At 61.6% G+C, this 25,471-nt stretch carries 18 protein-coding genes; 14 read left to right on the top strand and 4 right to left on the bottom strand.

Annotation, left to right across the window (positions count from 1 at the left end; translation table 11 throughout):
- Positions 1 to 28: 28 nt before the first annotated feature.
- Both ACLH0H_RS26875 and ACLH0H_RS26870 read right to left on the bottom strand, forming a co-directional pair.
- Positions 29 to 3,112, bottom strand: coding sequence for an efflux RND transporter permease subunit (locus ACLH0H_RS26875; protein WP_411380375.1), 3,084 nt, complete (start codon positions 3,110 to 3,112; stop codon positions 29 to 31).
- A 2-nt stretch (positions 3,113 to 3,114) separates the two neighbouring features.
- Positions 3,115 to 4,221, bottom strand: coding sequence for an efflux RND transporter periplasmic adaptor subunit (locus ACLH0H_RS26870; protein WP_411380374.1), 1,107 nt, complete (start codon positions 4,219 to 4,221; stop codon positions 3,115 to 3,117).
- 98 nt (positions 4,222 to 4,319) lie between these two features.
- On the opposite strand from ACLH0H_RS26870, the gene ACLH0H_RS26865 reads away from it, so the two are divergent.
- The 7 genes from ACLH0H_RS26865 (at position 4,320) to ACLH0H_RS26835 (ending at position 14,647) form a co-directional block, all read left to right on the top strand.
- Entirely contained in the window at positions 4,320 to 5,525 is a 1,206-nt protein-coding gene (locus ACLH0H_RS26865; RefSeq protein WP_411380373.1) for a multidrug effflux MFS transporter, read from the top strand.
- Between the two features lie 76 nt (positions 5,526 to 5,601).
- Positions 5,602 to 6,468: a pirin family protein gene (locus tag ACLH0H_RS26860; RefSeq protein WP_411380372.1), complete on the top strand. Its 867-nt coding sequence runs from the start codon at positions 5,602 to 5,604 to the stop codon at positions 6,466 to 6,468.
- A gap of 166 nt (positions 6,469 to 6,634) precedes the next feature.
- Entirely contained in the window at positions 6,635 to 8,080 is a 1,446-nt protein-coding gene (locus ACLH0H_RS26855; RefSeq protein WP_411380371.1) for a mechanosensitive ion channel domain-containing protein, read from the top strand.
- 159 nt (positions 8,081 to 8,239) lie between these two features.
- Positions 8,240 to 8,758, top strand: coding sequence for a sigma-70 family RNA polymerase sigma factor (locus ACLH0H_RS26850; protein ID WP_411380370.1), 519 nt, complete (start codon positions 8,240 to 8,242; stop codon positions 8,756 to 8,758).
- Positions 8,755 to 9,675, top strand: coding sequence for a FecR domain-containing protein (locus ACLH0H_RS26845; RefSeq protein ID WP_411380369.1), 921 nt, complete (start codon positions 8,755 to 8,757; stop codon positions 9,673 to 9,675). The genes ACLH0H_RS26850 and ACLH0H_RS26845 overlap by 4 nt, the downstream gene beginning before the upstream one ends.
- A gap of 175 nt (positions 9,676 to 9,850) precedes the next feature.
- Positions 9,851 to 10,066 carry a molybdopterin-binding protein gene (locus ACLH0H_RS26840; RefSeq protein WP_003173733.1) on the top strand — a complete coding sequence of 72 codons (216 nt, stop codon included), beginning with the start codon at positions 9,851 to 9,853 and terminating at the stop codon, positions 10,064 to 10,066.
- A 198-nt stretch (positions 10,067 to 10,264) separates the two neighbouring features.
- Positions 10,265 to 14,647, top strand: coding sequence for a hypothetical protein (locus tag ACLH0H_RS26835; protein WP_411380368.1), 4,383 nt, complete (start codon positions 10,265 to 10,267; stop codon positions 14,645 to 14,647).
- A 49-nt stretch (positions 14,648 to 14,696) separates the two neighbouring features.
- Here the strand turns inward: ACLH0H_RS26835 and ACLH0H_RS26830 are convergent, their stop codons facing one another.
- A complete protein-coding gene (locus ACLH0H_RS26830; RefSeq protein WP_411380367.1) occupies positions 14,697 to 15,842 on the bottom strand; it encodes a MalY/PatB family protein in 1,146 nt (381 codons plus the stop codon).
- Positions 15,843 to 15,942: 100 nt separating this feature from the next.
- Complete coding sequence (locus tag ACLH0H_RS26825; RefSeq protein WP_411380366.1) at positions 15,943 to 16,794, bottom strand: LysR substrate-binding domain-containing protein; 852 nt, start codon at positions 16,792 to 16,794, stop codon at positions 15,943 to 15,945.
- 243 nt (positions 16,795 to 17,037) lie between these two features.
- Here ACLH0H_RS26825 and ACLH0H_RS26820 point away from each other — a divergent pair, with 243 nt between their 5' ends.
- From ACLH0H_RS26820 to ggt, 7 genes are all read left to right on the top strand, one after another.
- Entirely contained in the window at positions 17,038 to 17,859 is an 822-nt protein-coding gene (locus tag ACLH0H_RS26820; protein WP_411380365.1) for a transporter substrate-binding domain-containing protein, read from the top strand.
- A gap of 3 nt (positions 17,860 to 17,862) precedes the next feature.
- Positions 17,863 to 18,597: an amino acid ABC transporter permease gene (locus ACLH0H_RS26815; protein WP_411380364.1), complete on the top strand. Its 735-nt coding sequence runs from the start codon at positions 17,863 to 17,865 to the stop codon at positions 18,595 to 18,597.
- Positions 18,587 to 19,270, top strand: a complete 684-nt coding sequence (locus tag ACLH0H_RS26810; protein ID WP_411380363.1) for an amino acid ABC transporter permease — start codon at positions 18,587 to 18,589, stop codon at positions 19,268 to 19,270. The genes ACLH0H_RS26815 and ACLH0H_RS26810 overlap by 11 nt, the downstream gene beginning before the upstream one ends.
- Complete coding sequence (locus ACLH0H_RS26805) at positions 19,257 to 20,081, top strand: amino acid ABC transporter ATP-binding protein (protein WP_411380362.1); 825 nt, start codon at positions 19,257 to 19,259, stop codon at positions 20,079 to 20,081. The genes ACLH0H_RS26810 and ACLH0H_RS26805 overlap by 14 nt, the downstream gene beginning before the upstream one ends.
- A 16-nt stretch (positions 20,082 to 20,097) precedes the next feature.
- Entirely contained in the window at positions 20,098 to 20,694 is a 597-nt protein-coding gene (locus ACLH0H_RS26800) for a cysteine dioxygenase (RefSeq protein WP_411380361.1), read from the top strand.
- Between the two features lie 86 nt (positions 20,695 to 20,780).
- On the top strand, positions 20,781 to 23,495 hold the full coding sequence (metC, locus tag ACLH0H_RS26795) for a cystathionine beta-lyase (RefSeq protein WP_411380360.1): 2,715 nt from the start codon (positions 20,781 to 20,783) through the stop codon (positions 23,493 to 23,495).
- Between the two features lie 92 nt (positions 23,496 to 23,587).
- Positions 23,588 to 25,312, top strand: coding sequence for a gamma-glutamyltransferase (ggt, locus tag ACLH0H_RS26790; protein WP_411380359.1), 1,725 nt, complete (start codon positions 23,588 to 23,590; stop codon positions 25,310 to 25,312).
- Positions 25,313 to 25,471: the final 159 nt, after the last annotated feature.

Here is a 25,471-nt window from a genome sequence, read left to right as displayed (position 1 = left end):
AGAGCTTTGCGCAGGAGGGGAGTAGAGCTTATCCGGCGGTTATGTGGGACGTTTCGACAACTCTCGTCTTCTCCCGGCCCAGCACCAAACTGCACAGCGCCGGCAAAAACAGCAGCGTCAGCACCGTGCCCACCAGCACGCCACCAATCAGCACAAAGGCCAGGGACGACCAGAACACCGACAACGTCAGCGGGATAAACGCCAGCGCCGCCGCCAGCGCGGTCAGGATGACTGGCCTTGCGCGGCGCACCGTGGCTTCGATGATCGCCTCGCGAATCGGCATGCCGTGGTCCTGGTTCTGGCGAATCTGGTCGGTGAAGATCAGCGTGTTGCGCATCAGGATCCCGCCAATCCCGATCAAACCCAGAATGGCGTTGAAGCCGAACGGCTGGTTGAACAGCAGCAAGGTCGGCACCGCGCCAATCAGCCCCAGCGGGGCGGTGGCGAAGACCATGAACATGACGCCGAACGAGCGCACCTGGAACATGATCACCGTGAGCGTCAGCAGGATCATGATCGGGAACAGCGCGGCCAGGGCGACGTTGGCCTTGGCGCTTTCTTCCACCGGGCCACCGATGTCGATCCGGTAACCGGCGGGCAGCTTGGCGATCAGCGGCTGCAGGTCTTTGTACACGGCCATCTCCACGTCGGGCGGTTGCACGCCGTCGATGATGTCGGCGCGCACTTCCACGGTGGTTGCGCGGTTGCGGCGCTTGAGGATCGGTTCTTCCATCACCGCCTGGAAATGCCCGACCTGGGCCAGCGGCACCGAGGTGCCGGCGCTGTTAGTCAGGGTCATGTTATTCAGGTTGCCGAGGTCCTCGCGCTGGCTGCCCTGGGCGCGAGCGACCACCGACACGGTGCGGTTGCCTTCGCGCACTTCGGTGATCGGGTTGCCACTGAGCAGGGCATTGAGCTGGGACTTGACCTCGTTGGGCGTAAAGCCCAGCAGGCGCAGGCGGTCCTGATCCAACACCAGGCGATAACCGCTGGCGCGCTCGCCCCATTCGAGGAAGGCATCGCGGGTCAATGGGTTGGCGGCCACGACTTTACGCACCTCTTCGACCACACCCCGCAGAACGTCCAGATTAGGGCCGGAGACCCGAAACACCACCGGGAACGGCACGGGCGGGCCGAACAGCAGCTGCGTCACACGCACGCGCGCCGAGGGGAATTCACCGGCGGCAATGCGCGCGCGCATCCGCAGCTTCAAGGCGTCGCGGGCATGGGAGTCCGGCGTCTGCACGATCAGCTTGGCAAACGCCGGGTCGGGCATCTCCGGGTTCAACGACAGGAAAAAGCGCGGCGCGCCGCCGCCCACATACGTATCCACCATGCGAGTCTGCGGCTCTTGCAGCAAGGCTTTCTCTAACTGCGCCGCCACCGCTTCAGTGCTTTTGAAGGCGCTGCCCGGCGGCATGTACACCTCAAGAATCAGCTCGGAACGGTCGGAGTTGGGGAAAAACTGCTTATTCACCACACCCATGCCCAGCACGCACAGCACAAACGCGGCCACGACCAGCCCCGTCACCCACCAGCGCCGACGCACGCAGGCTTCGACCAACCCACGCAGTTTCTGGTAATAGCGCCCGGCGTAGATCGCATCGTGGCCGCCGGGCACCGGCTTGATCTGCGGGAGCAGTTTCACGCCCAGGTAGGGGGTGAACACCACCGCCACCAGCCAGGATGAGATCAACGCAAAGCCGACGATCCAGAAGATATTGCCGGCATATTCCCCGGCGCCCGATCGGGCAAACCCCACCGGCAGGAAGCCGATGATCGTCACCAGGGTACCGGTCAGCATCGGCGCCGCCGTGGAACTCCAGGCAAAGGTCGCGGCGTGGATACGGTCGAAACCCTCTTCCAGTTTCACCACCATCATCTCGATGGCGATGATGGCGTCATCCACCAGCAAGCCGAGGGAAATGATCAGCGCGCCCAAGGTGATGCGGTCGAACTCGCGGCCGGTCAGCAGCATGATCACAAACACCACCGATAAGGTCAGCGGCACCGCCGCCGCCACCACCAGGCCGACGCGGAAACCCAGGGCCAACAGGCTGATGATCATCACCACCGCCAGGGCGACGAAAAATTTAAGCATGAACTCGTTGACCGCCAGGCTGATGTTTTTTGCCTGGTCGGAGACCTTGGCGAAATTCACCCCCAGGGGCAGGTCGGCCTGGATTCTGGCCTCCTCGGCCTTGAGGCTTTTGTCCAGTTCCAGGCCGTTCCAGTGTTTTTCCATGATCACGCCAAGCATCAGCGCCGGGTCGCCCTGGTGACGGATGCGGTAGCTGGGCGGGTCTTCGTAGCCACGGCTGACGCTGGCGACATCGGCGATGCGCAACAGGCGGCCGTTGACTTCCAGGGGCACGTTTTCAATCAGCGCCAGGCTGTCGAATGCGCCGTCGATACGGATGTAGGCGCGGGCACCGGCGGTTTCCACGAACCCCGACGGCGCCACGGCGTTCTGCGCGGCGAGGGCGGCGAAGATCTGGTCCGGCTTGATGCCCAGGGTGGCCAGGCGCTCATAGGAAAACTCGACGAAAATGCGCTGGGCCTGCTCGCCGAGGATATTGACCTTCTTCACCCCCGGCAGGTTGAGAAAACCCTGGCGCAGGTCTTCGGCCATCTGCACCTGCTGGCGGTGCGGCAAGTGCTCGGCTTCCAGGGCATACAACGCAAAGTACACATCGGAATATTCATCGTTGAAGAACGGCCCTATCACGCCGTTGGGCAAACGCGCGGCTTCATCGCTGAGCTTTTTGCGGGTCTGGTAGAACAGGTCCTGGACCTCGCTGGGGCGCGTGGACTCCTTGTAGGTCATGCGCATCGACACAAACCCCGGTTGGGCGATGGTCTCCACGCGGTCGTAGTAGTCGAGTTCCTGCAGGCGCTTTTCCAGGCGGTCGGCCACCTGTTCCTGCATCTCCTCGGCCGTGGCGCCTGGCCAGGCGGCGGTGATGGTCATGACCTTGACGGTGAACAGCGGGTCTTCGGCGCGCCCCAGTTTGCCGAACGAGAAGACCCCGGCGGCAAGGATCGCAAGGATCAGAAACAGCGTGACTGCGCGGTGCTTCACCGCCAGTTCGGAGAGGTTGATGCCGCGCATGCTCAGTTATCCTGTTTGCGGTTGAGGGCCAGCACCTGGGCGGGCAGCAGGCGTACCGCATCACCGCTGTGCAGCAGGTGTGCGCCGAGGGCAACGATGACCTGGCCGGGCACCACGCCGCTGTCCAGCAAGGCGTCTTCCTGGCCGAGACTGGCGACTTTCACCGGGGCGAAGCTGACCTCGTCGTCGGCGCCGATCAGCCATACGCCGGTGCCTTGTCCCGTGTCGTGCAGGGCGCCGATGGGCACGCGGGTTTGCTGGGCCTGGCCGTTGCCTTGCAAGCGCACGGTGATAGTGGAACCGAGGGCGAAACGCTCGACGGCACCGTGCAACACATAACGGGCACGGTAGGTGCGGGTGGTCGGGTCGGCGCTGGCGGACAGTTCGCGCAGGGAGGCGGTCACGGCCTGGTCCGGGGCGCCGAAGGGGAAGGCCAGGGCTTTCTGCGCAGCTTGCCCACGCTGGTTTTCCGGCAGGTTGACGATGGCTTCGCGGGCGCCGTCATGGGCCAGGCGCGCGACGATCTGGCCTTCGGCGACGACCTGGCCACGGTCCGCCCGCACGTCGGTAATGATGCCGTCGCCATCGGCCTTGAGCACCGAGTAAGTGCGGCGGTTCTCGATCTGGCTGGCATCGGATTGTGCCGCGGCCAGTTCGGCTTCGGCGACGCGCAGGTTGGTCGCCGACTGGTCGAAGATCTGCCGCGACACTGCGCCGGTGCTGGCCAGGCGCTGGTAGCGGTTTTCGTCGTCACGGCGCTGGCGCAGTTGCGCCTGGGCGGCATTGACGCGATTTTTCGCCGAGCGCAGGGCCAGTTCAAAGTCGCCGATGTCCAGCACCAGCAGAGTATCGCCACGGGACACGTGCTGGCCGGGATCGACCTTGCGGTCGATGACCTTGCCGCTGACCCGGAACCCCAGGTCGCTTTCAGTACGGGCGGCCACTACGCCGGTGTAGGCGCTTTGCTGGGTGCCGGCCGCTTCGACTTTGGCGGCCAGGACCGGGCGCGGTTGCGGCGCTTGGGCGGTGACGTCGGCCTGGCTGTTACAGCCATTGAGGACGATCAACAGCGCCACGGGCGTGAGAAGACGCAGGGGGAGAGGGTGCATGGCGGGCTCCGGGTAACCTATAGGCAAAAAATTATGGACATAATTTTTCACGCATATTATGGTCGAAATATAAATTAATCCAGCCCCGGATGTTCCCTATGGCAAACGCCCCGGCCCCATCGCGCAGTTTGTTGTTTTTACTGGTGGCCCTGACGGCGCTGGGAGAGGTGTCGACCCAACTGATCATCCCCGGACTGGGCGCGATCGAGCAGGCACTGGCGGCGCCCGCCGGTTCCGCATTAATGGCATTGTCGGCGTTCGTCGCAGCCTTTGGTCTGGGGCAATTGCTGTTCGGCCCGCTGTCGGACCGGATCGGCCGCCGCCCGGTGCTGATCGGCGGCCTCCTGCTGTATGTGGTGGCGACCTTGTTGATGCTGCTGGCCCACGACATTTATCAGTTCATCGCCGCCCGCGTGCTGCAGGGCCTCGGCGCCTGCGCCGCGCTGGTGCTGGCGCGCACGGTGGTGCGCGACGTGTGGAAGACCGAAGCGGGGCCGACGCTGGCGCTGACCATGATCGGCATGCTCTACGCCATCGTGGTGGCGCCGATGGTCGGCGGGCTGCTGATCAAACTCTTGGGTTGGCGCGCGCCGACCATCCTGGCGCTGGTGATCGGCAGCATGGTGTTGCTGCTGGCCGTGTGGTTCTTTCGCGAGAGCAACCACTCCCTCGATCCCAGGGCGGGCCACTGGCGCACATTGGGCGGGCAATACCTGGATCTGCTCAAGGGCCGCCAATACCGCGCGTTCGCTGTGGCCCTGGCGTGCACCTATGGCGCCATGTTTGCGGTGATCGCCGGGTCATCGGCGGTGTTCATCAATCTGCTGGGGTTCAGCAGCCTGGAATACGGCGTCAACTTCGGCCTGATCGTGTCGATGCTGATCGTCGGCTCCACCTATACTCGGCGCAATATCATGCGCCTGGGGCCGCAGCGCATCGTATCGATGGGCGTCGCGCTGGTGGCCTGCGGTGGGGTGCTGGCGGTGGTCATCTATGCGCTGTTCGGCCTGTCGGCAGTGGGCCTGGATATTCCCATCGCGCTGGCCACCCTTGGCGGTGGCCTGGTTCTGCCCGGTTCGGTCACCGGCGGCGTGATGCCCAATGCGCACCGCGCGGGGCTGGCGGCGGGGCTGATGGGCTTTTCGCAGATGTTTGGCGCTACCTGCAGCGGCGTATTGTTGAGCCAGCTGCGCGACGGCAGTGCTGCGCCGATGATCATCATCCAGGGGGGCTTTGCGGTGATGGCCTTTGCCGCGTTTCACCTGTTGCGTGAGCGTCAGGTCAAAGGATTGTCCTATACGTAGAACGAAGAGGGCTGCTTTTCCCTTCTAGTGCTTAGCCGCTGAGAATCTTAAGGTGTATGCACTTTGGAGGACCATCATGAAAAAACTCATCGGCATCTACACCAGCCCTCGCGCTCACTGGGTCGGCGACGGCTTCCCGGTACGCACGTTGTTTTCCTACGACTCGATGGGCGAGCACGTCAGCCCATTCCTGTTGCTGGACCACGCCGGCCCCGCCAATTTCACCCCGACCCAACAACGTCGCGGTGTCGGCCAGCACCCCCATCGCGGCTTTGAAACAGTGACCATCGTCTACGACGGCGAAGTCGAACACCGCGACTCCACCGGCGCCGGCGGCAAAATCGGCCCTGGCGACGTGCAATGGATGACCGCTGCCCAAGGCATCCTCCACGAGGAATTCCACTCGGAAGCTTTCGCCCGTAGCGGCGGGGTCATGGAAATGGTGCAACTGTGGGTCAACCTGCCGGCCAAGCACAAAATGGCCGAGGCGGGTTACCAGACCCTCGTCGACCGCGACATCCCTGTGCTGCCACTGCCCAACGACGCCGGGCACCTGCGCCTGATCGCCGGCGAGTTTGCCGGTGCCCGCGGGCCGGCCCGTACCTTCACACCCATTGATGTATGGGACTTGCGCCTCAACGCCGGCCAACCAGTGACCCTCGACCTGCACCAGGGGCGCAACACCGCCCTGGTGATCCTGAGCGGAACCGTGCGGGTCAACGGCGAGGAGGTCGCCCGCCAGGGGCAACTGGCTTTGTTCGAGCGCGACGGCACCCAACTGACCCTGACGCCCAACGAAGACGCCAAGGTGTTGCTATTGAGTGGTGAACCTATCGACGAGCCTATCGTCGGTCACGGGCCGTTTGTGATGAATACCGAACAGGAGATTCATCAGGCGTTTGCCGACTTCCACTCTGGCCAATTCGGGCGGATGCACGCCTGACGGCTCGGCACAAAACCCTGTGGAAGCTGGCTTGCCTGCGATAGCATCAGCGCGCTGTGACTGATACACCGAGGCGTGCGCATCGCAGGCAAGCCAGCTCCCACATTTTGTTTCCAGCGTTCCCGTTTCATGCGATCTTCCCGTCATTCGCCCTGGAGTCGCCTGGATGCCCTCATTTATCGCTGATCACCCGATGCTGTGCGCCCTGGCGCTGATCTTTATTGACATCGCCGTGTGGCGCCTTATTTCCGCCGACCTCGCCAACTGGAAGCTGGCGGCGCGGTTGGTGATTTTTGCCGTGTTCAGCGCCGTGCTGTTCAACGACGGCATGAACCCCATGCAGCTTGCGCCTTATGCGGACGACACGGCGCTGCACCTGGCGGCCACCGCCTTGCAGATCGGCTGGTGGCTGTTTGCGGCGCGTACGCTGACGGTGTTGCTGGGTGCGCTGATGACGCAGCGGGTCGGGCATACCGGGCGATTGCTGCAGGACCTGATGGGCGCGGTGATCTTCCTGATTGCGATCATTGCCGCCATGGCCTACGTGCTCGACCTGCCGGTCAAGGGTGTGCTCGCGACGTCCGGCGCCGTGGCGATCATCGTCGGCCTGGCGTTGCAGAGCACCTTGAGCGACGTGTTTTCCGGGATTGTGCTCAACACCACCAAGCCGTATCAACTGGATGACTGGATTTCCATCGACGGCACCGAAGGCCGGGTGACCGACATCGACTGGCGCGCCACGCGCCTGCAAACCTCCCAGGGCAGCATGGCGGTGATCCCCAATTCGCTGGCGGCCAAGGCCAAGATCATCAATTTCTCGCGGCCGGCGGATATGTTCGGCTTGGCGGTGAGCGTGCAGGTCAGCCCCCATGCGCGTCCGCAAACGGTGATCGAGGCGCTGGAGCGGGCGATGCAAGGTTGCCGGCCGCTATTGAGCAAGCCCGCGCCGAGCGTGGCGTTCAAGACCTCCGCCAGCGGCGGTGTCGAATACGAAATCAGCGGGTTCGTTCCGGCCATGCCGCTCAAGCGCGAAGTCCGTAACCAGCTGTATGATCTGGCCTTCCGGCACTTGCAGGCGGCGGGCGTGAGTCTGTTGTCGGCCGCCGAAAGCGCTACCCCGACGCAAACGTCACGGGCGCGGGCGCTGTTGGATAATTCGACGATTTTCTCCACCTTGCGGCAGGAGGAAAAAGACACCTTCAGCCAGAACATGACCCTGCACACCTACCGTGCCGGCGAGATGATTTTGCCGGCGGGAGAGGTCAGCGATCATTTGTTCATTGTGGAGTCCGGCGTGGTCTCGGTGATGCTGACCAAGGGCGGGCACACATTCGAAGCAGGGCGCATGGGGCCGGGCGAGGTGATCGGCGAGGCGGGCATCCTGACCGACCAGGCCGCGCTGGCGGACTTTTGCGCCAAGACATTCTGCACCCTGTACCGCATCGAGAAGGAATACCTGACGCCCTGCCTGGACGCGCGCCATGACATCGGCGATGCGATGAAAACCTTGCTGGATTTCCGTATTCACGCCGCGCAAGCCTTGACGGAGGAGGCGCCGGTGGTGCCGGTGAAGAAGGGATTTTTGCAGTGGTTGCGCAGGCGCGGGCTCTGACGAATGTGTCGGACCTGGCAATGCTGCCGTGAGCGGGCAGGTGTTTGAGGCAGAAGCGCCCATATGAACACAACGTTGAAAAGATCATGGTGTGTCGGCACGATATTAAATAGAATGAATCTCATTTGAGACTCACTCGCGCCGCGCAGGTCGCTTGCCATGAATGATGCTGTTGTCCCGTCCCACGTCCCCGAACTGACGTTGGCCAGCCTGTACCGCGACCATCGCAGCTGGCTCGAAAGCTGGTTGCGCCGGCGCCTGGGCAATGCCTGGGATGCCGCCGACCTGAGCCAGGACACGTTCTTGCGCGTACTCGCCAGCGCGCAGCCGATTGCGCAGATGCAGGAGCCGCGGGCGTACCTGGTGACGGTGGGCAAGCGTCTGCTGGTGAATTTCCATCAGCGGCGCAGCCTCGAACAGGCCTACCTGAATGCCTTGGCAAACCTGCCGCAAGCCTGTGTGCCGTCGCCCGAACAGCGCTGGCTGGTGCTGGAGACCCTGCAAGCCCTGGATGAACTGCTCGATGGCTTGCCGGTGCTGGTGCGCCGCGCGTTTCTCTGGAGCCAATTGGAAGGCCTGGGCTATCGGCAGATCGCCGAACGCCTGGACGTGTCCGAACGCACGGTCAAACGCTACATGGCCCAAGCCTACGAACATTGCCTGCTGGCGGACCTGTGAGCCGTGACGTCGCCCGCGCCGCTGCCCAGTGGCTGGCGCTGCTTGAGTCCGGTGCGGCCACCGAGCGTGATCATGCCGCGCTGCAACAGTGGCGTGACAGCCACCCGCAACACGAACAGACCTGGCAGAAAGCCCAGACCTTGCGCCAGCGTTTCAGCGACTTGCCCCAGGCCCTGGCGATGGCCAGCCTCGACCGCCCGCAACCGGGGCGCCGCGCCGTGCTCAAGCGTGCCTTGGGTCTCGCGGCATTGGTGCCGACCGCCTGGTTGATCAGCCGTCAATTGCCCATCGAGGCATGGCGCGCCGACCTGCACACCGCGACCGGAGAGCGCAAACGCGTGCTGTTGGACGACGGCGGCAGCCTGCAACTCAATACCGCGACGGCGCTGGATGTGGACTTGGCGCAGCGGCGCATCACATTGGTGGACGGTGAATTGGCGCTTGATGTGCCTGGTGCAGCGCCGATGACCGTGCAGACCCGCTATGGCGAGTTGAAGGTCAGCCAGGCGCAGGTGTGTGTACGACAACTGGCCGCGGGTTGCCTGGTGTCTGTGCTCCAGGGCACGGTGCAGGTGCGCGATCTGGGCGGGCAAACGGCGATCTTGCAAAAAGGTCAGCAAGCGCGGTTGAAAACTGGCGGGCTGGGGGCCTGGGTACCGTTCGACGTGCTGCAACTGGGCTGGCGCGACGGCGTGCTGACCGCGCAGAACCAACCGCTGGGCGATTTCCTGCGGGAGCTGCAACGCTATCGGCCAGGCGTTCTCCGCTGGGAGCCCAGCCTTGAAGCGTTGCGGGTCACCGGTAGTTTTCGCTTGGACGACACCGATCGGATCCTTATCCTGTTGGCCTCTACTCTGGGGCTCGAAGTGCAGAATCGAACCCGTTACTGGGTGAGCCTGCACAGAGCGCTTGGTTGATCGCCTTTTGGTGACGGCATCAACTCCCCCATTGACCTGCTGTTTTCAGGTAACTCATATATCTTAATTGCATAAACAAATAGTTATATATTCCTTTTAATGTTGGTGTGGGTGGCGCATTTTGAAGGCCTGCGCATTCGTGCGGATTGACCCAACAGCCAAAAGGAAAGCCGACATGACCATTAAAGCAATTAACGTGCGCAACCAGTTCAAGGGTGTGATCAAGGAAATCCTGCTGGGGGAAGTGGTGTCGGAAATCGACGTGCAAACCGCGTCAGGCATCGTCACTTCGGTGATCACCACCCGGTCGGTGCGCGACCTTGAATTGAAGGTGGGCAGTGAAGTGATCGCCTTTGTGAAGTCCACCGAAGTGTCCATCGCCAAGTTGTAAACCAATCGAATGTCCGGCAGCTTCTACATAAGAAAATATGAATTGAGTCTGGCGCTGACTTCAATTTAAACGACGCCATAAGCCGAGAGCGGAAAAGTCTGATAGGTGTCCTGATGCAGGATTGGTAGGTTGGCCTGAATCAGGATATCCAACTACAAGGACGGTAAGCCTCATAACTTTGCCGTGAGACTGATTCACATGACCTCCTCAATCGCCCCGCCGGCCTTTCAACCTGCCTACCTGCCTGATACTGATGCACCCTCCATCGTACAAAAAAAAGCACCCGAGCACAGTCGCCCGCGTCGGGATACGTTGGGGCATGACCTCGCAGGCCCCTCCAATGGCATTCTGGATGACGACGTTCCTGAGTTATTTCAAGCAAAAGTGACAACGGCTAAACATGATTTCACCCGCGAAGATTACCTGCGAGGCTATAACACGCCGTCCTCAATAGCATTGCCTGGTTATTACTCGTCAATGAGCGATGTGGCGCTCATGCGGCTTGCGGTGGATAACCAGCTAAGCCCGGAACAGATCGGTGCATTGCAGCGTTTGGCTGAGCAGCGCGTTATCAAAAGTGTTCAAGACATGATAAGCCGGTTCACGAAGGTAATCTCGACCCATGGCGTAAAGGTAACGCCCGCGCCGCAAAGCTACTACCTGTCCATGGTGAACCAGCTGGCTGGAGGGGAATGCGCGGGGCTTTCACATTTACTGTCCCTGGCTGTAGCGGAGGGTAAACACCAGACTTTTCTGAGTAACCTCTACTACGCCGTCGTAAATCCGGATGCGCCGGAATCCGAGGCTTTTTTCCGAAAAATTGCCGAGGTTCAGGCTCGTGTAAAGATCCCTGAGGTTGCGCACGATCCTGCCACCGTGAAGGTCGCCCCCTACACCGAGATCGCCCCGCAATTGCTCAATTCGCCTACGACAAAAACGCTCTTGATCAGCAGTCAGGGGCATCGTCTGACCGCAGGCGTTATCGTTGACCCACAGAAGGGACGAACGTATTACTTCAATGACCCCAATGTGGGTTTTACTGAGGTCGTTTCCGAGAAATTATTTAAAGATGTGTTGAAAAAAATATTTACCGATCCCGCGCTTAAACACTTAGTTAAACCTTTGAGCGACTTTCCGGGCGAGCCGAGATATAGGATCAGTGTATTTAATCGAGATTTTATTCCGCAGATTAGCGGCGCCACCAACGACATCAAGTTCACGTACGACCGCCCTTTGAGTGGGCTCGACACTGTCAAAGTACTCAATGCCTCACAGCTGCCGACGGTGGAAGATTCCCATCTTCAAGCGTATTCCCCCGAACCCACTGCCATGAAAGATTATGACCAGGTGGTGCAAGGGCTGGAAAAAATGCACGCCAGCAAAGGCATGTCGCAGTATCACCAGGCAGTAATGCTGCTGGAGACAATCGGTCTATTCATCAACGCCCACCCCGGTTCCGTGCTTGTACCGGCCATGCAGGCGCTCAAACAGCACTTGACAAGGCTGATCATCGAAGCGGCTGCGCCTGTTGAGTATCCCTATGTCTTCGAGCGCATGGAAAAAAAGCGTGCAGAGTTGGCCGAGGATAAACTCGGTAAGCTGACGCATTTTCAAAGTGAAGTTATTCAAGGCAAGACCGTTGATATAAAGAGCGATGTGGGTGGCGACCCCGGCAAGGCCGCGCGTGTGAAGGATGCCGTGGACGAAGCCTTGGCAAAACTCTTGCAGAGTGACCCGGCCGCCGCGCAGGCGATCGGGAGCAAGATAAAGGTGATCATTGCCAACCCTGGCGACCAACCGGAAACGCGGCTGCACTTCAACAACCCGCCGACGTTGATCATTGGCGATGATTTTTTTGTCTCGCCCTCCGCGAATGACGCCACAGTCGCCGATCGAGTAGGTCATCGGACCCCAGCGGGCGCCGCCGATGCTCAAGCTCGCAAGCAAGCTGCGATGATCGCAGGCAAACTAGGGATGCTGAGCTACTACAAAGCCGACTCCCAAGGGTTCCTTGAGGTGGCTGACAACAAGGAACCTTTTCGCGACGGCGGCGATAATGTCAGCGCACGCGCGACCAGAAGCCCAGCGGATTTCATGGAAGAGACCTTCACCGCACGGTTATACGATGGGAAGCTCGACAGTAAAACCGATGCCGCACTCAACAGGCTTTTCGCCCCAGCCGCAAACGCCTCTCCACCCACCACGACGCAGGCACCGAGCCAGCCTGCGCCGCCTCCGTCGGCCGAAACGGTGACACCAACGACCACAGCGTTGAAGGCGATTGACGAAGCTGAAGTAAAACGCCTCCAGGTTCTTGATGAGACTCATCCCCCCCTGCGAATCGGGGAAGTGGAAGTCAGTCGTACCGAACTCTACAAGATGGGCGTGCATGTCAACGGCAAACCGATCGAACATACATTGCCCGTTGATGCCCAGGGACGTATCAGCGGCGACGTGGAGATCGACTACGACCGTCTTCTGGCGTTTCTGAAGTCGACATCGCCGGAAGTCGGTGCGCGCGTTACCGGGATCGTCAGCGGCATTGCGGCCAACCGCAGTCCCGGCGCGCCACCTTTGGCGACCCGCGGCGACGGTAGTCTTGTCCCAGAACAGTTCCAGAAAAGCCTGCGTGACACAACGCAACAGGCCGCTGCGATAGGTGACCTGGAGCGCAGCGGTAAACCATTGCCCGCAGATTTTTTCTCCTCGGGAGAAACACCAGGTAAGCCTGGCGGGAAAACCAAAGTCGCTGGCCTCGGTTTCCTGGCGTTCAGCACATTCCAGGGGCTGCGCAGTTCCATTGAGAGTTTTCAGCGTGGCGATACGACGGCAGGGATCATCAGCGCGGGTGCTGTAGCGTCTGACTATGCCGGGACGGCCGTAGAGGTTGGCCTCAATAAAATGGCGCAGTCGGCAATCGCCAAGGTGACGCCAACGATACTGAGCTTTCAGGCCTCCACTATCGGAAAGATGATTGGAAAGGTCGCGGGTGTTGCCGGCACGGCTATCGGTGTTCCTTTTGATATCCACAATGCCGTCGATTCATTCAATAAGGCGGCTGGCAGTACCGGTAAGGAAGCTCAGGATCACTATGTCAACGGCGCATTCGCCATCACCAATGCGGTCACCTCGATAGGCTTGAGCGCTGCATTCCTGGCGGGCTTCAGTGCTGCCGGGCCGGCGGGGCTCGCAGTGGCGGCAGTATTGATGACCGGGCAAGCAATTTACTCGGCGGTGCGCACGGTGGAAGACATTAATGAATACACGCCGCTGTCAGGTTCGAAAAAGTTCGAAATCGGCCTGAAATCTTTCCTCGGGTTTGAACCGGGGTTTGATGTCATAAAACCTTACTGGGAAGCGAAATACGCCGAGGGCTATGACATACAGAAGAGGGAATATCATCAAGCATTCCTGAACGGCCCGGGTAAAGACCATTTCGAACGTGTTGTGTTTGGCTCCGGGGACGTAGTCGTCACACAGGTTCCGGGGAAGGTAAGCCTGACGGGCCAGCACTGGTGGGCCCCGATCACTTTTTTGCTGAATCTGATCCAGGTGAATGGGCAAGTCCCCTCCGTCAACATCAGGGACGCAAATGATCGTATCAATGCACCTTCCGATTCGTGGGACGGCATGTCGATCAAACCGGTGGAAGGCGCAGAGGGGTCAGGAAAGGCCACGCTTTGGGACCTGGGCGATGGCGATGACGAAGTGGCAGGAGGATTCAAGAAACCCAACTATTTTTTGTTGGGGGGCGGGAAAAAACTGATCAGCGGGGGAGAGGTCGACGATACGGTGATTTTCAGCGCTGATGCCCGTCAGACCCTGCAGCAGGCGGAGGAGGTCTGGAGGACTGAAAAGAACGGCTTCAGTAAAAAAGCAACTGAGCTCTGGGGAGGCGAGGGCCGCAACACCTTGGTTTTTTCCGGCAATCTGAGCACCCCTTACACTGAAGGCAACGACGCCAAAACCGCCACCTATTCAGGCCATGTCATCAACTTCAAAACCGGAACGGTTTCAGTGAGCACTGCGGCCTCGAAAACGGAAGGTGTTTCCCCCATTGCGTACTTTCATGAGTTTTCAAACGCTGCCACCGTTGAAAATGGCGAAAGTTACATAGTCGGCGATGACCAGAGCAACCTGTTTACCCTGAACGGCAAGAAAGATGTGGTTTTAACCGGTAAGGGTTCTAACGTTATCGTGATCAATGGCGGCGCTACCGTGGTCGGGGAGGGTGGCCCCAATACTTACATCGTCAACAAAAGCAACAAGGCTGTGACGATCAAAGACCCGAACGACAGCGTCATCAAGCTGGATTACAGCGCTGCACAGGTATCGGGCTGGAGCGTTTCACCCTCGGGAGACCTGACCGTGAACCTGAAGGGGGATGAGCCTGGAAACCAACGTAAGCTGGTTATCCAGAACGCTTTTGCCAACGATTCAACGGGTGATAAAGCACGGCCTAAATTCATGACCAACGACGGCATGTTGATGACAGTCAGCGCGCCACGCCAGCCTGGTTCAGCCACACGTGTCGCGCAGGTCAGCAGTGTCACGTTCCAGGCTCCCGCGCCTCAAGCGTGAGTCATTGTGCAGCAGCGGCACCGCTGAGATAGACGATCACCGGCACAGGTCAGCGATGTCGCAGACTGCGCTCCATGCGTTGCAGCCCTTCTTCGAGCATCGACCTTGGGCAGCCGAAGTTCAGGCGCACGAACTGCTGGCTGTCATCGCCGAACTCGAGACCGGCGCTCAACCCTACCTTGGCCCGTTCCAGGAAGAACTGCTGCGGGTCGGCAAGCTCCAGGGCGCTGCAATCCAGCCAGGCCAGGTAGGTGCCTTGCGGGGCATGCATCACCACGCCGGGCAGGCGGGTCTGCACGGCATCGAACAGGTAGTCGCGGTTGGCTTGCAGGTACGCCTTCAACGCCTCCAACCATTCGCCGCATTCGCTGTACGCTGCGCGGGTGGCTTCCAGGCCCAGGGGGCTGACGCTGTCGACCATGCCGCAACGGGCCGCGTTGAAGCGCTCGCGGATCTCGGCGTTCTGCACCACCGCAAAGCAGGTCTTCAGGCCGGCCACGTTATAGGCCTTGCTCGCCGACATCAGGGTAATGGTGCGCTGGGCGATCTCCTCGCTGAGGCTGGCCGTGGGGATGTGGCGGCGGCCGTCGAAGCACAGCTCGGCGTGGATTTCATCGGAGATGATCAGTGCGCCGTGTTCCAGGCAGGCATTGGCCACCGCCAGCAGCTCTTCGCGGGGGAAGACCTTGCCGATGGGATTGTGCGGGTTGCTCAACAGCAGCGCGCCCGCGCCAGCCAGCGCCTGGCGCAGGGCCGGCAGCGGCGTGAGGTATTCGCCGTTGCTCAACTGGAACGGTACTTCAATGCGCGGCAGGTTCCAGTTTCCCGGCGCCAGGCGGATCGGCCGGTAGTTGGGCGTCTGCAGCACCACCGGTTGGCCCGGCTGTACAAACGCGTGCAGCGCCATGTTGAAACCCGGCTCGACGCCCGGCAGGAACAGCAGCTCATCCGGCTGCACACGCCAGGCGTACTTGGCCCATAGGTCGGCGACAATCGCCTCACGCACATCCGCGCCGGCGACGCTGTAGCCGAGGACCTGCTGCTCGAGGCGCGCATGCAAGGCCTGGAGCACGGCGGGCGGCGCGGCGATGTCCATGTCGGCGATCCACATGGGCAAGACGTCCTGCGGGTAGCGGTTCCACTTGGTGCTGCCGGTGCCGAAGCGCGAGTGGATCGTGTCGAAATCAAAGCTCATGGGGGGCTCGTATCAAGGGAAGCAGGCGAGAAAGGCCGTGATTCTAGCGCCGCCAAGCGCAAAACATAACCACGAGATCGCTGCAGTCTCCAACAGGGGATCACAACCCCTGGCTGCCTCGGATCAAGTCATATGCCTTCCTGGCAATCGGGTTCGCCGTGTGCGGCCTAATCCACAGGTAGTACGTCACCTCAGGCAAGCGCGGCAACCCATCCGTCTCCCCCAGCACCCGCATGTCCGGCCCGAGCATTTCCATGCTTCGCGGCGTCACCCCCAGTCCCGCACGGGTCGCGGCCTTGATGCCGATCAGGTTTGACGCCAGGTAGGCCTGGCGCCAGGCAATATTGGCCCGCTCCAACGCTTCCAGCGCATAGCGCCGGTAGATGCTCGGCTCATCCACCAGAATCAACGGTAGCGGCTCACTCGGCTGATGAATGTACTGCGCTGAACAAATCCACCAGACCGGTGACGTGCGCAACGCAAAACCTTCCAGGTCCGGGTCGGAGCGGGTGGAAATCACCATGTCCACCTTGCCACGATGCAAGTCATCCATCAGGAACGGGCTGCGGCCCACATCGATCTCCAGGCGCAAGCGCGGTGCGGAGCGGGCGATGTGGCTGAGGATCGGCGGCAGGATGGTGTCGGCGATATCGTGAGGCGAGCCGATACGCAATACGCCGCTCAGGCTGCTTTCGCGCAAGGAGTTCAACGCATCGTCATTGAGCGAAAGCATCTGGCGTGCATGGCGCAGCAACTGCAGGCCGGGTTCGGTCAGTTGCTTTTGCCGGCCACGCTTCTCGAACAGCCTGACCCCTACTTGCTGCTCCAGACGCTGCATATGCTGGGTCACGGACGATTGGGTGCGGGCCAGGTGCGTGCCAGCCTCGGCGAAACTGTGGTGATCGACCACGGCAATAAAGGTGCGCAGCAGTTCAAGGTCGAGGGTCGACATGGCCGGTTCCAGAAGCGGTTTTACATCACGGGTGTGACGTTAAACATTACATAGTTTTATGTATCGGCGATAAATATTTTTAGCTGGCCCAATGAATATTGGGTTATGCCTGAATCAAAGGTTGTCCATTCACGTTAAGTTATAACGATATGAGATATCTGCATTTCCGTTGCTTGCCCACTCTCCCTAGCATGCCCCTCTATCAGGTCGGGGTACGCCGATCATTCGCCAGGGGGAAGTCCAATGAAATTGAAGCAATGGTTGCCGGTGGCCCTGGGGTCGCTGATCGCGTTGGGCGCCAATGGGGCGGCACAGGCCGATGCGACCCTGGACAAGATCGAGCAGCGGCATGTGCTGGTCGTGGGTGTGCTGTTGTCCGGCGGGCCGTTCGGCAGCATCGACCCGGCGACGCAACAGCCCAAGGGCTTGAACGTGGACCTGGCCAACGAGCTGGGGCGTCAACTCAAGGCTCAAGTGCAACTGGTGCCGGTATTGCCCGCCAACCGGGTGCAGTTCCTGCAGCAGGGCAAGGTCGACCTGCTGATCGCCAATATGGAATGGACCGCCGAGCGCGGTGAGATCCTCGGTTTTGTGCCCACTCCGTTCTACCGCATCGGTGGCGCCGCGGCAGTGCTCAAAGACAGCAAGATTGCCCGCTGGCAAGACCTCAAGGATCAGCCCGTGTGCACCTCCCAAGGCAGCAGCTATGTGAAGCCGCTGACCGAGTTCGGCGCCCAGATCAAGGCGTTCAAAAGCTCCTCCGAGTCCTTGCTTGCCTTGCGCGGCAACAACTGCGTCGCGGCGGTGCATGACGCCACCCTGATCAACCCGCTGGTCAACGACAGCGCCGAATGGAAGAACTACCGCGTCATCACCCCGGAACTCAACCCGGCGCCCTCGGTGATCTGGACCCGCCGCGGCGAAGGCGACACCCAGGCCAGGCTCGACCCGATCATCCAGGCACTGCACCGCAGCGGCTGGCTGATCGAAGCCCAGACCCGCAACCGCATCAGCCCTGCATCGCCTGCGCTGGTGGAATTGCAGAAACAGTTCAAGGGCGCTTGAGGCATGGCCCCACTGTTGGAGCTGTTTGTACAGTGGGCCGCCGGCATTGGCCTGAATTACAACTTCCTGCTCGACGCTTACCAGCGTGGCACGCTGGTGCAGGGCGCGCTGACCACCGGCCTGTTGTGCCTGTTCACTATCATCGGCAGCCTGCTGGCGGGGGTTTCCTTGGCGGCGATGCTGACCTCAGGCAACCCGTGGCTGGCCAAGCCGGTGCGGGTGTTCGTGGAAGTCACGCGCAATACGCCAACCCTGGTGCAGCTGTACTGCGCGTTCCTGGTGCTGAACATGCTGCTGACCCAGGCAGTCGGCGCGGCCAACCCGCTGACGCCGTTTGCCTGGGTGGTGATCGTGATCTCCCTGCACAAGGGCGCATTCCACGCCGAGGCCCTGCGCGCCGGCATTGAAGCGGTGCCGGCCGTGACCCTGGAGGCCGCCAGTTCCCTGGCCTTCAGCAGCCGCCAACTGCTGTGGAATGTGCAGTTGCCGCTGGCGCTGCGCTTTGCCTTGCCGTCGCTGATCAACAACCTGATCGACCTGGTGAAGATGACGGCCGTGGCCTCGGCGATTGCCGTCGGCGACATCACCTACGCGGCCATCATGATCTGGACCCAGAGCGACAACGTGCTGGAGCTGATGATTCTGATCCTGAGCTTTTTCGGGCTGCTGAGTTTTATCGTCAATTGTGTGGGGCGCTGGCTGGAAGCGCGCCTGAGGATGCCCGGCTATGGCCATTGATTCATTCCCGGTACTGGCTGCGTTGCTGCAATGGTCGCCGGCGCTGGTGGCCGGTTTCGGCCAGAACATTCTGATCAGCGTGGTGGCGATTGCCCTGGGTTCGATGCTTGGCCTGCTGGTTGGCGCACTGGCGTTGTCGCCCCTCGGGTTTGTCGCGCGGCTGTGGGTGCAGGTGTTTCGCAACGCGCCGTGGCTGGTGCTGATCTATTTCACCACTTACGTGTTCCCGTTCGAGATCCATATCGGCAGCAGTTACGTGTCGTTCCCCGATTGGGTCAAGGTCACCCTAGGCCTGGCCTTGCCGGCGAGCGCCAACGTTGCGGAGATCTTTCGTGGCGCCATCGGTTCGATCCCCAGCACCCAGTGGGAGGCCGCGCGCTCGCTGGCGTTTACCCGGGGCCAGTTGTTCCGTTCGATCATCCTGCCGCAGTGCTTCAAGCGCATGTTGCCGCCGTGGATGAACCTGTATGCGGTGGTCGCCATGGGCACGGCGCTGGCCTCACTGGTGGGCGTGCACGACGTGATCGACACCGCGCAGATCGCCAGCAACACCGTGAACATGACCGGTTTCACGGTGGTGGTCTACCTGAGCCTGCTGGTGCTGTTCTTTGCCTATTGCTATCCGATTTCCCGTCTCACCCAACACTTGGAGCGCCGTTATGCCTTCTATTGAACCCCTGGTGAGCCTGCGCGATGTGCACTTGTCATTCGGCGCCAACCCGGTGCTCAAGGGCATCGACCTGGAGGTGCTGCGCGGCCAGGCGGTGTCGATCATCGGGCCGTCGGGCTCGGGCAAATCCACGATCCTGCGCTGCATCACCGGGCTGTTGCAGCCCCAGCGCGGGAGCATCCGCGTGGGCCAGACCCAGGTCGACACACTGGCCCAGGAAACCCAGCGCATCGAGTTGCGCAAGCGCGTGGGGTTTGTGTTCCAGCAATACAACCTGTTCCCACACCTGTCGGTGCTGGAAAACCTGGTGATTGCCCCGCGCAAGGTGCTGGGGCGCAACCGCACCGACGCCGAGAACGATGCCCGCGCCTTGCTGGCCAAAGTGCGCATGGAGCACAAGGCCGATGCCTACCCCGGCCAGCTTTCCGGCGGCCAGCAACAGCGCGTGGCGATTGCCCGCGCCCTGGCGATGCGCCCGGAATTGATCCTGTTCGACGAGGTGACCTCGGCCCTCGATCCGGAAACCGTCGGCGAGGTGCTGACGGTGATCCGCGAGCTGACCGAAGAGGGCATGACCTGCGTGCTGGTCACCCACGAAATGCGCTTCGCCGAAGAGATCAGCGACGTCGTGTACTTCACTGAACACGGCGTGATTGTCGAGCATGGCAGCGCCGCACAGATCTTCCAGAACCCGGCCAGCGAACGCACCCAGACGTTCCTGCGCCATGCCCTGGGCGATTCGGGGCGCCGTGGCCCCGTCGCCCACGACCCGTACCTGTTGACCCATTTGAGCCGTTACAGCCTGTCTGTCTGATTAGAGGAAGTTCGTGATGAGTATCGAAAACCGTGCCGCCGTTATCGAAGCGTTTTTGCAGCAGATCCGTGTCATCAACCAGCGCGGCGTAGACCGTGCGGCCCTCGTAGAAATTACCGGCCTGCTGGAAAACCTCGCAGGGCGTCGTGACCTGTTCAACTTCGACCAATTTCCCGCGCCGGTACCGGGGCAGGGCTGCACCGCTTTTCGTTACCGCCTGAACGACGACGGCGATACGCCGACCCTGTACCTGAACTCGTTGCTGCCGGGCAAAAGCACCCTCGCGCACAACCATGAGACCTGGGCGATCATCAGTGCGGTTGAAGGTCAGGAAATCAACTACGTCTACGCGCGCAATGACGATGGACGCGAGCCGGGTTTCACCACACTGACGCTGGAAAAGGAAGTGATCGTGCAGCCGGGTACGTCGATCGCGTTCCTGGGCGAAGACCTGCATGGCATCAAGGTTGAAGGCGAGCAGGCGACGCTGCACTTCCACTTATATGGTTTGCCGCTCGAATCGCTGAACGGCCGGTATGGCGTGGACGCGGACGGACGCATCCTCAACTACAACGCGTCGCAGATGGCGCCGTCGATCCGGGCCTACGCTTAAATCCACCGCCGACCAACTGTGGGAGCTGGCTTGCCTGCGATAGCGCTGGTGTTGCAGTAATTCTTACTTACTTTGTTGGGACTTCCATGAGCCAGACCATCACCCCAAGTCAACTGCAGCAATGGCTGTTCGACGGACAGGAAATCGCCCTGTTCGACGTGCGCGAATATGGGCAATACGGCGAGGCCCACCTGTTTCACGGGGTGAACCTGCCCTACAGCCGCCTGGAGCTGGAAGTGCGCCGCCTGGCGCCGAACCCGCAGGTGCGCCTGGTGATCTACGACCAGGACGGTGGCGAGATCGCGGCGCGCGCGGCCGAGCGTTTACAGGCGCTGGGCTACAGCCGCGTGCAGGTGCTGAACGGCGGTGCCGAGGGCTGGCGGGCGGCGGGCCTGCAGTTGTTTGCCGGTGTGCACGTGCCGTCCAAGGCGTTTGGCGAGTTGGTGGAAGAGACCAGCCACACGCCGCACCTCACCGCGCGGCAACTGGCAGAGTGGCAGGCGCGTGGCGAGCCGCTGGTGGTGCTGGATGGGCGGCCATTCGATGAGTACCGCAAGATGACCATTCCCGGTTCCATCTGCTGCCCCAACGGCGAACTGGGCTACCGCGTGCATGAGCTGGTGCCGGATGACAGCACGCCTATAGTGGTCAACTGTGCCGGGCGCACCCGCAGCATAATCGGCGCGCAGACGCTGATTAACCTGGGGCTGAAAAATCCGATCTACGCCCTGGAAAACGGAACCCAGGGCTGGTACCTGGAAGACTTCCCGTTGGAACACGGCAGCACGCGGCAATATGCCGACCACGTCAGCGCAGACCTGGCCCAACAGCGCCACGCCGCGCGCCAGTTGGCCGAGCGGGCAGGGGTAGTGAATGTGTCGGCGGCTCAGGTGCGCCAATGGGCCGATGATACCGGGCGCAGCCTGTTCCTGTGTGATGTGCGCACCGCTGAAGAGTTTGCCGCCGCCAGCTTACCGGGCGCGCAACACGCGCCGGGCGGGCAGTTGATCCAGGCCACCGACTTGTACATCGGCGTGCGTCAGGCGCGTGTGGTATTGGTGGACAGTGACGGCGTGCGTGCGCCGATTGTCGCCAGTTGGCTGCGCCAGTTGGGGCATGAGGCCTACGTGTTGAGCGGCGGTATCGACAGTGGCCTGGCATTGCCGGTGGTGCCGCCGGTGGCGTATGAGCCGTTGCCGCTGATCAGCCCTCAGGCCTTTGAGGTGAAGGATGTCAACCTGATCGACCTGCGCCCGAGCATGGTCTATCGCAAGGGGCATATCCCCGGCTCCCGCTGGTCAATCCGTTCACAATTGAAAACCGACCATCGCCCGTTGGTGCTGGTGGCGGACGATCCCGCGTTGGCGGCGTTTGCCGCCGAAGGTCTGTCGGCACAGTTGCTCGACGGCGGTTTCGCTGCCTGGGTCGCCGCTGGCCTGCCGGTGAGCCAGGACCCGCACAACCCGGCCGATGCACAGTGCATTGATTTTCTGTTCTTCACCCATGACCGCCACAGCGGCAACAAGGACGCCGCACGCCAGTATCTGGCCTGGGAAATCGGCTTGCCGGCGCAGATGAGCGAAGCGGAAATCGCCAGCCTCATGCCGCTGGCTGCACCCTCGCGGGTGCGTACTCGGCTGGTGCATGCGGCACGCACCGAAAAAGGCCAGGGCGGCCGCGCAGTCAACGTGCCGGTCACGCGGTTGAGCACGGTGCTCTTCGACAACCTGGCGCAGATGCGCGACGCCCGCGCCCGCCGTGACAGCGAGCGGGTACTAAGCTATGGCGCGCGCGGCAACCCGACGTCCCACGCCCTGGAGGACTTGGTCACCGAGCTGGAAGGTGGCTACCGCACGCGTCTCTACGGCACCGGTCTGGCCGCTGCCGCCCAGGTGTTCCTGGCGTATCTGCGCCCCGGTGATCATGTGCTGATCACCGATGCGGTGTATTCGCCGGTGCGCAAGTTGGCCCGCGAGTTCCTGCGACCGTTTGGTATCGAAGTGAGCTATTTCTCGCCCGATGGCCAAGGGCTGGAGGCGCAACTGCAAGCCAATACCAAGCTGGTCTACGCCGAAGTTCCGGGCTCGCTGCTCTATGAGTTGTGCGATCTGCCGGCGATTGCCGCCCTGTGCAAGCCACGCAATATCCTGCTGGCCGTGGACAACACCTGGGGCTCGGGCTATCTGTACCGACCGCTGGCGCTGGGCGCGGATATTTCCATCATGGCCTTGACCAAGTACCTCGGCGGCCATAGCGACGTGATGATGGGCAGTGTCTGCACCACCCAGGCGGCCTGGCCGGCGCTGGGCAGGATGAGCGATACCTTCGGCAACGCGGTGAGCGCCGACGATGCCTACCTGATCTTGCGCGGCGCCCGCACCCTGGCCTCCCGCCTGGATGTGCACGAGCGCCAGGCGTTGGACATTGCGCTGTGGCTACAGGCGCAGCCCCAGGTCAAGCGCGTGTTCCACCCGCCGCTCCCCGAACATCCGGGGCATGCGCTGTGGCGCCGCGACTTCACGGGCAGCAATGGGTTGCTGTCGTTCGAGCTGGCCAATGCCGACGCGGGCTCTATCGAGCGCTTTATCGATGGCCTGCAACTGTTCGGGTTGGGCGCATCGTGGGGCGGCTATGAAAGCCTGGTCACCGTGGCCGATACCCAGGATCGCGACAGCGCGGCGGACCGGGCGCTGAACCCGGTGGTACGCCTGCATATCGGCCTGGAGGACGTGGCGGCGTTGATCGAGGACCTGCAACGCGGGTTTGCCGTCGCAGGCGGGGTTTTCGACGCCGTTCTGTGACCGACAGGTTCTGTAATAAAAACGCCATTGCACTGGGGATTGGATTCGCAACGGGCTATTTTGGTGCATCTCAATAACCCGAGTAGCCATGGATGAAATACCAACCCTTCAGCCGTACCTTGATTGCCACAGCCCTGGTGTTGACGGTCAGCGGTGTGCAAGCCGCTTCCCAGGCCCCGGTGGCCGGTGAAAACGGCATGGTGGTGACAGCCCAGCATCTGGCCACTCATGTGGGCGTCGATGTGCTCAAGGCCGGCGGCAATGCCGTTGATGCGGCGGTGGCCGTGGGTTATGCGCTGGCGGTGGTGTACCCGGCGGCGGGTAACCTGGGCGGCGGCGGTTTCATGACCGTGCAGTTGGCGGACGGGCGCAAGACCTTCCTCGACTTCCGCGAAAAAGCGCCGCTGGCCGCCACCGCCAATATGTACCTGGACAAGGATGGCAACGTCGTCGAAGGCCTCAGCGCCAAGGGCCACCTGGCCGTCGGCGTACCGGGCACCGTGTCGGGGATGGAGCTGGCCCTGAGCAAATACGGCACGCTCAAGCGCGCCCAAGTCATCGCTCCGGCCATCACGCTTGCGGAAAACGGCTTCGCCCTGCAGCAGGGTGATATCGACCTGCTGCACACCGCCACCGGCGAGTTCGAAAAAGACAAGGACATGCGCGGGATCTTCCTGCACAACGGCCAACCGATGCAGGTCGGCCAGAAGCTGGTGCAGAAGGACCTGGCCAAGACCCTCAAAGAAATCTCGGCCAAGGGCAGCGACGGCTTTTATAAAGGTTGGGTCGCCAAGGCCCTGGTGGATTCCAGCCAGGCCGGCAAAGGCATCATTACCCAGGCTGACCTGGACAAGTACAAGACCCGCGAGCTGGCGCCCATCGAATGCGACTACCGTGGCTACCACGTGGTTTCGGCGCCACCACCGAGCTCGGGCGGTGTGGTGATCTGCCAGATCATGAATATCCTTGAAGGCTACCCGATGGCCGACCTGGGCTATCATTCGGCCCAAGGCCTGCACTACCAGATCGAAGCGATGCGCCACGCCTATGTGGACCGTAACAGCTACCTCGGCGATCCGGATTTCGTGAAAAACCCGATCGAGCACCTGCTGGACAAAAACTACGCGGCGAAATTGCGCGACGCCATTGACCCGAAAAAGGCCGGTGACTCCCAGGCGATCAAGCCTGGTGTGTCGCCCCATGAAGGCAACAACACCACCCACTATTCCATCGTCGACAAGTGGGGTAACGCGGTCTCGGTCACCTACACCCTCAACGACTGGTTCGGCGCGGGCGTGATGGCGAGCAAGACCGGGGTGATCCTCAACGATGAGATGGACGATTTCACCGTCAAGGTCGGTGTGCCGAACATGTATGGTCTGGTCCAGGGTGAAGCCAACGCCATTGCGCCGGGCAAGGCGCCACTGTCGTCGATGAGCCCGACCATCGTGACCAAGGACGGCAAGGCGGTGATGGTGGTGGGTACGCCAGGCGGCAGCCGGATTATCACCGCGACCTTGCTGACCATCCTGAATGTGATCGACTACAAGATGAACATCCAGGAAGCGGTGGACGCGCCGCGTTTCCACCAGCAATGGATGCCGGACACCACGAACCTTGAGACCTTCGCGGTCAGCCCGGACACCCAGAAGATCCTGGAAAGCTGGGGCCACAAGTTTGCAGGGCCCCAGGATGCCAACCACCTGGCGGCGATCCTGGTGGGCGCGCCTTCGCTGGGTGGAAAACCAGTGGGTAACAACCGTTTCTATGGCGCGAACGATCCGCGTCGCAATACTGGCCTGTCGCTGGGCTACTAGCGCCTGACTAGGTTGAAAATGTGGGAGCTGGCTTGCCTGCGATAGCGGCGGGTCAGCAACACAGGTGTGATTGAAGCGCCGCCATCGCAGCATGGGTATCTACACATTTTGTAGTGAGCGGGCTTGTCCCGCGCTGGGTGGCGAAGCCGCCCCAATAAA

The organism is Pseudomonas sp. MPB26, assembly GCF_046605355.1.
GTDB classification, from domain to species: Bacteria; Pseudomonadota; Gammaproteobacteria; order Pseudomonadales; family Pseudomonadaceae; genus Aquipseudomonas; species Aquipseudomonas cedrina.
This window is presented reverse-complemented; position numbering and strand designations above follow the sequence as displayed.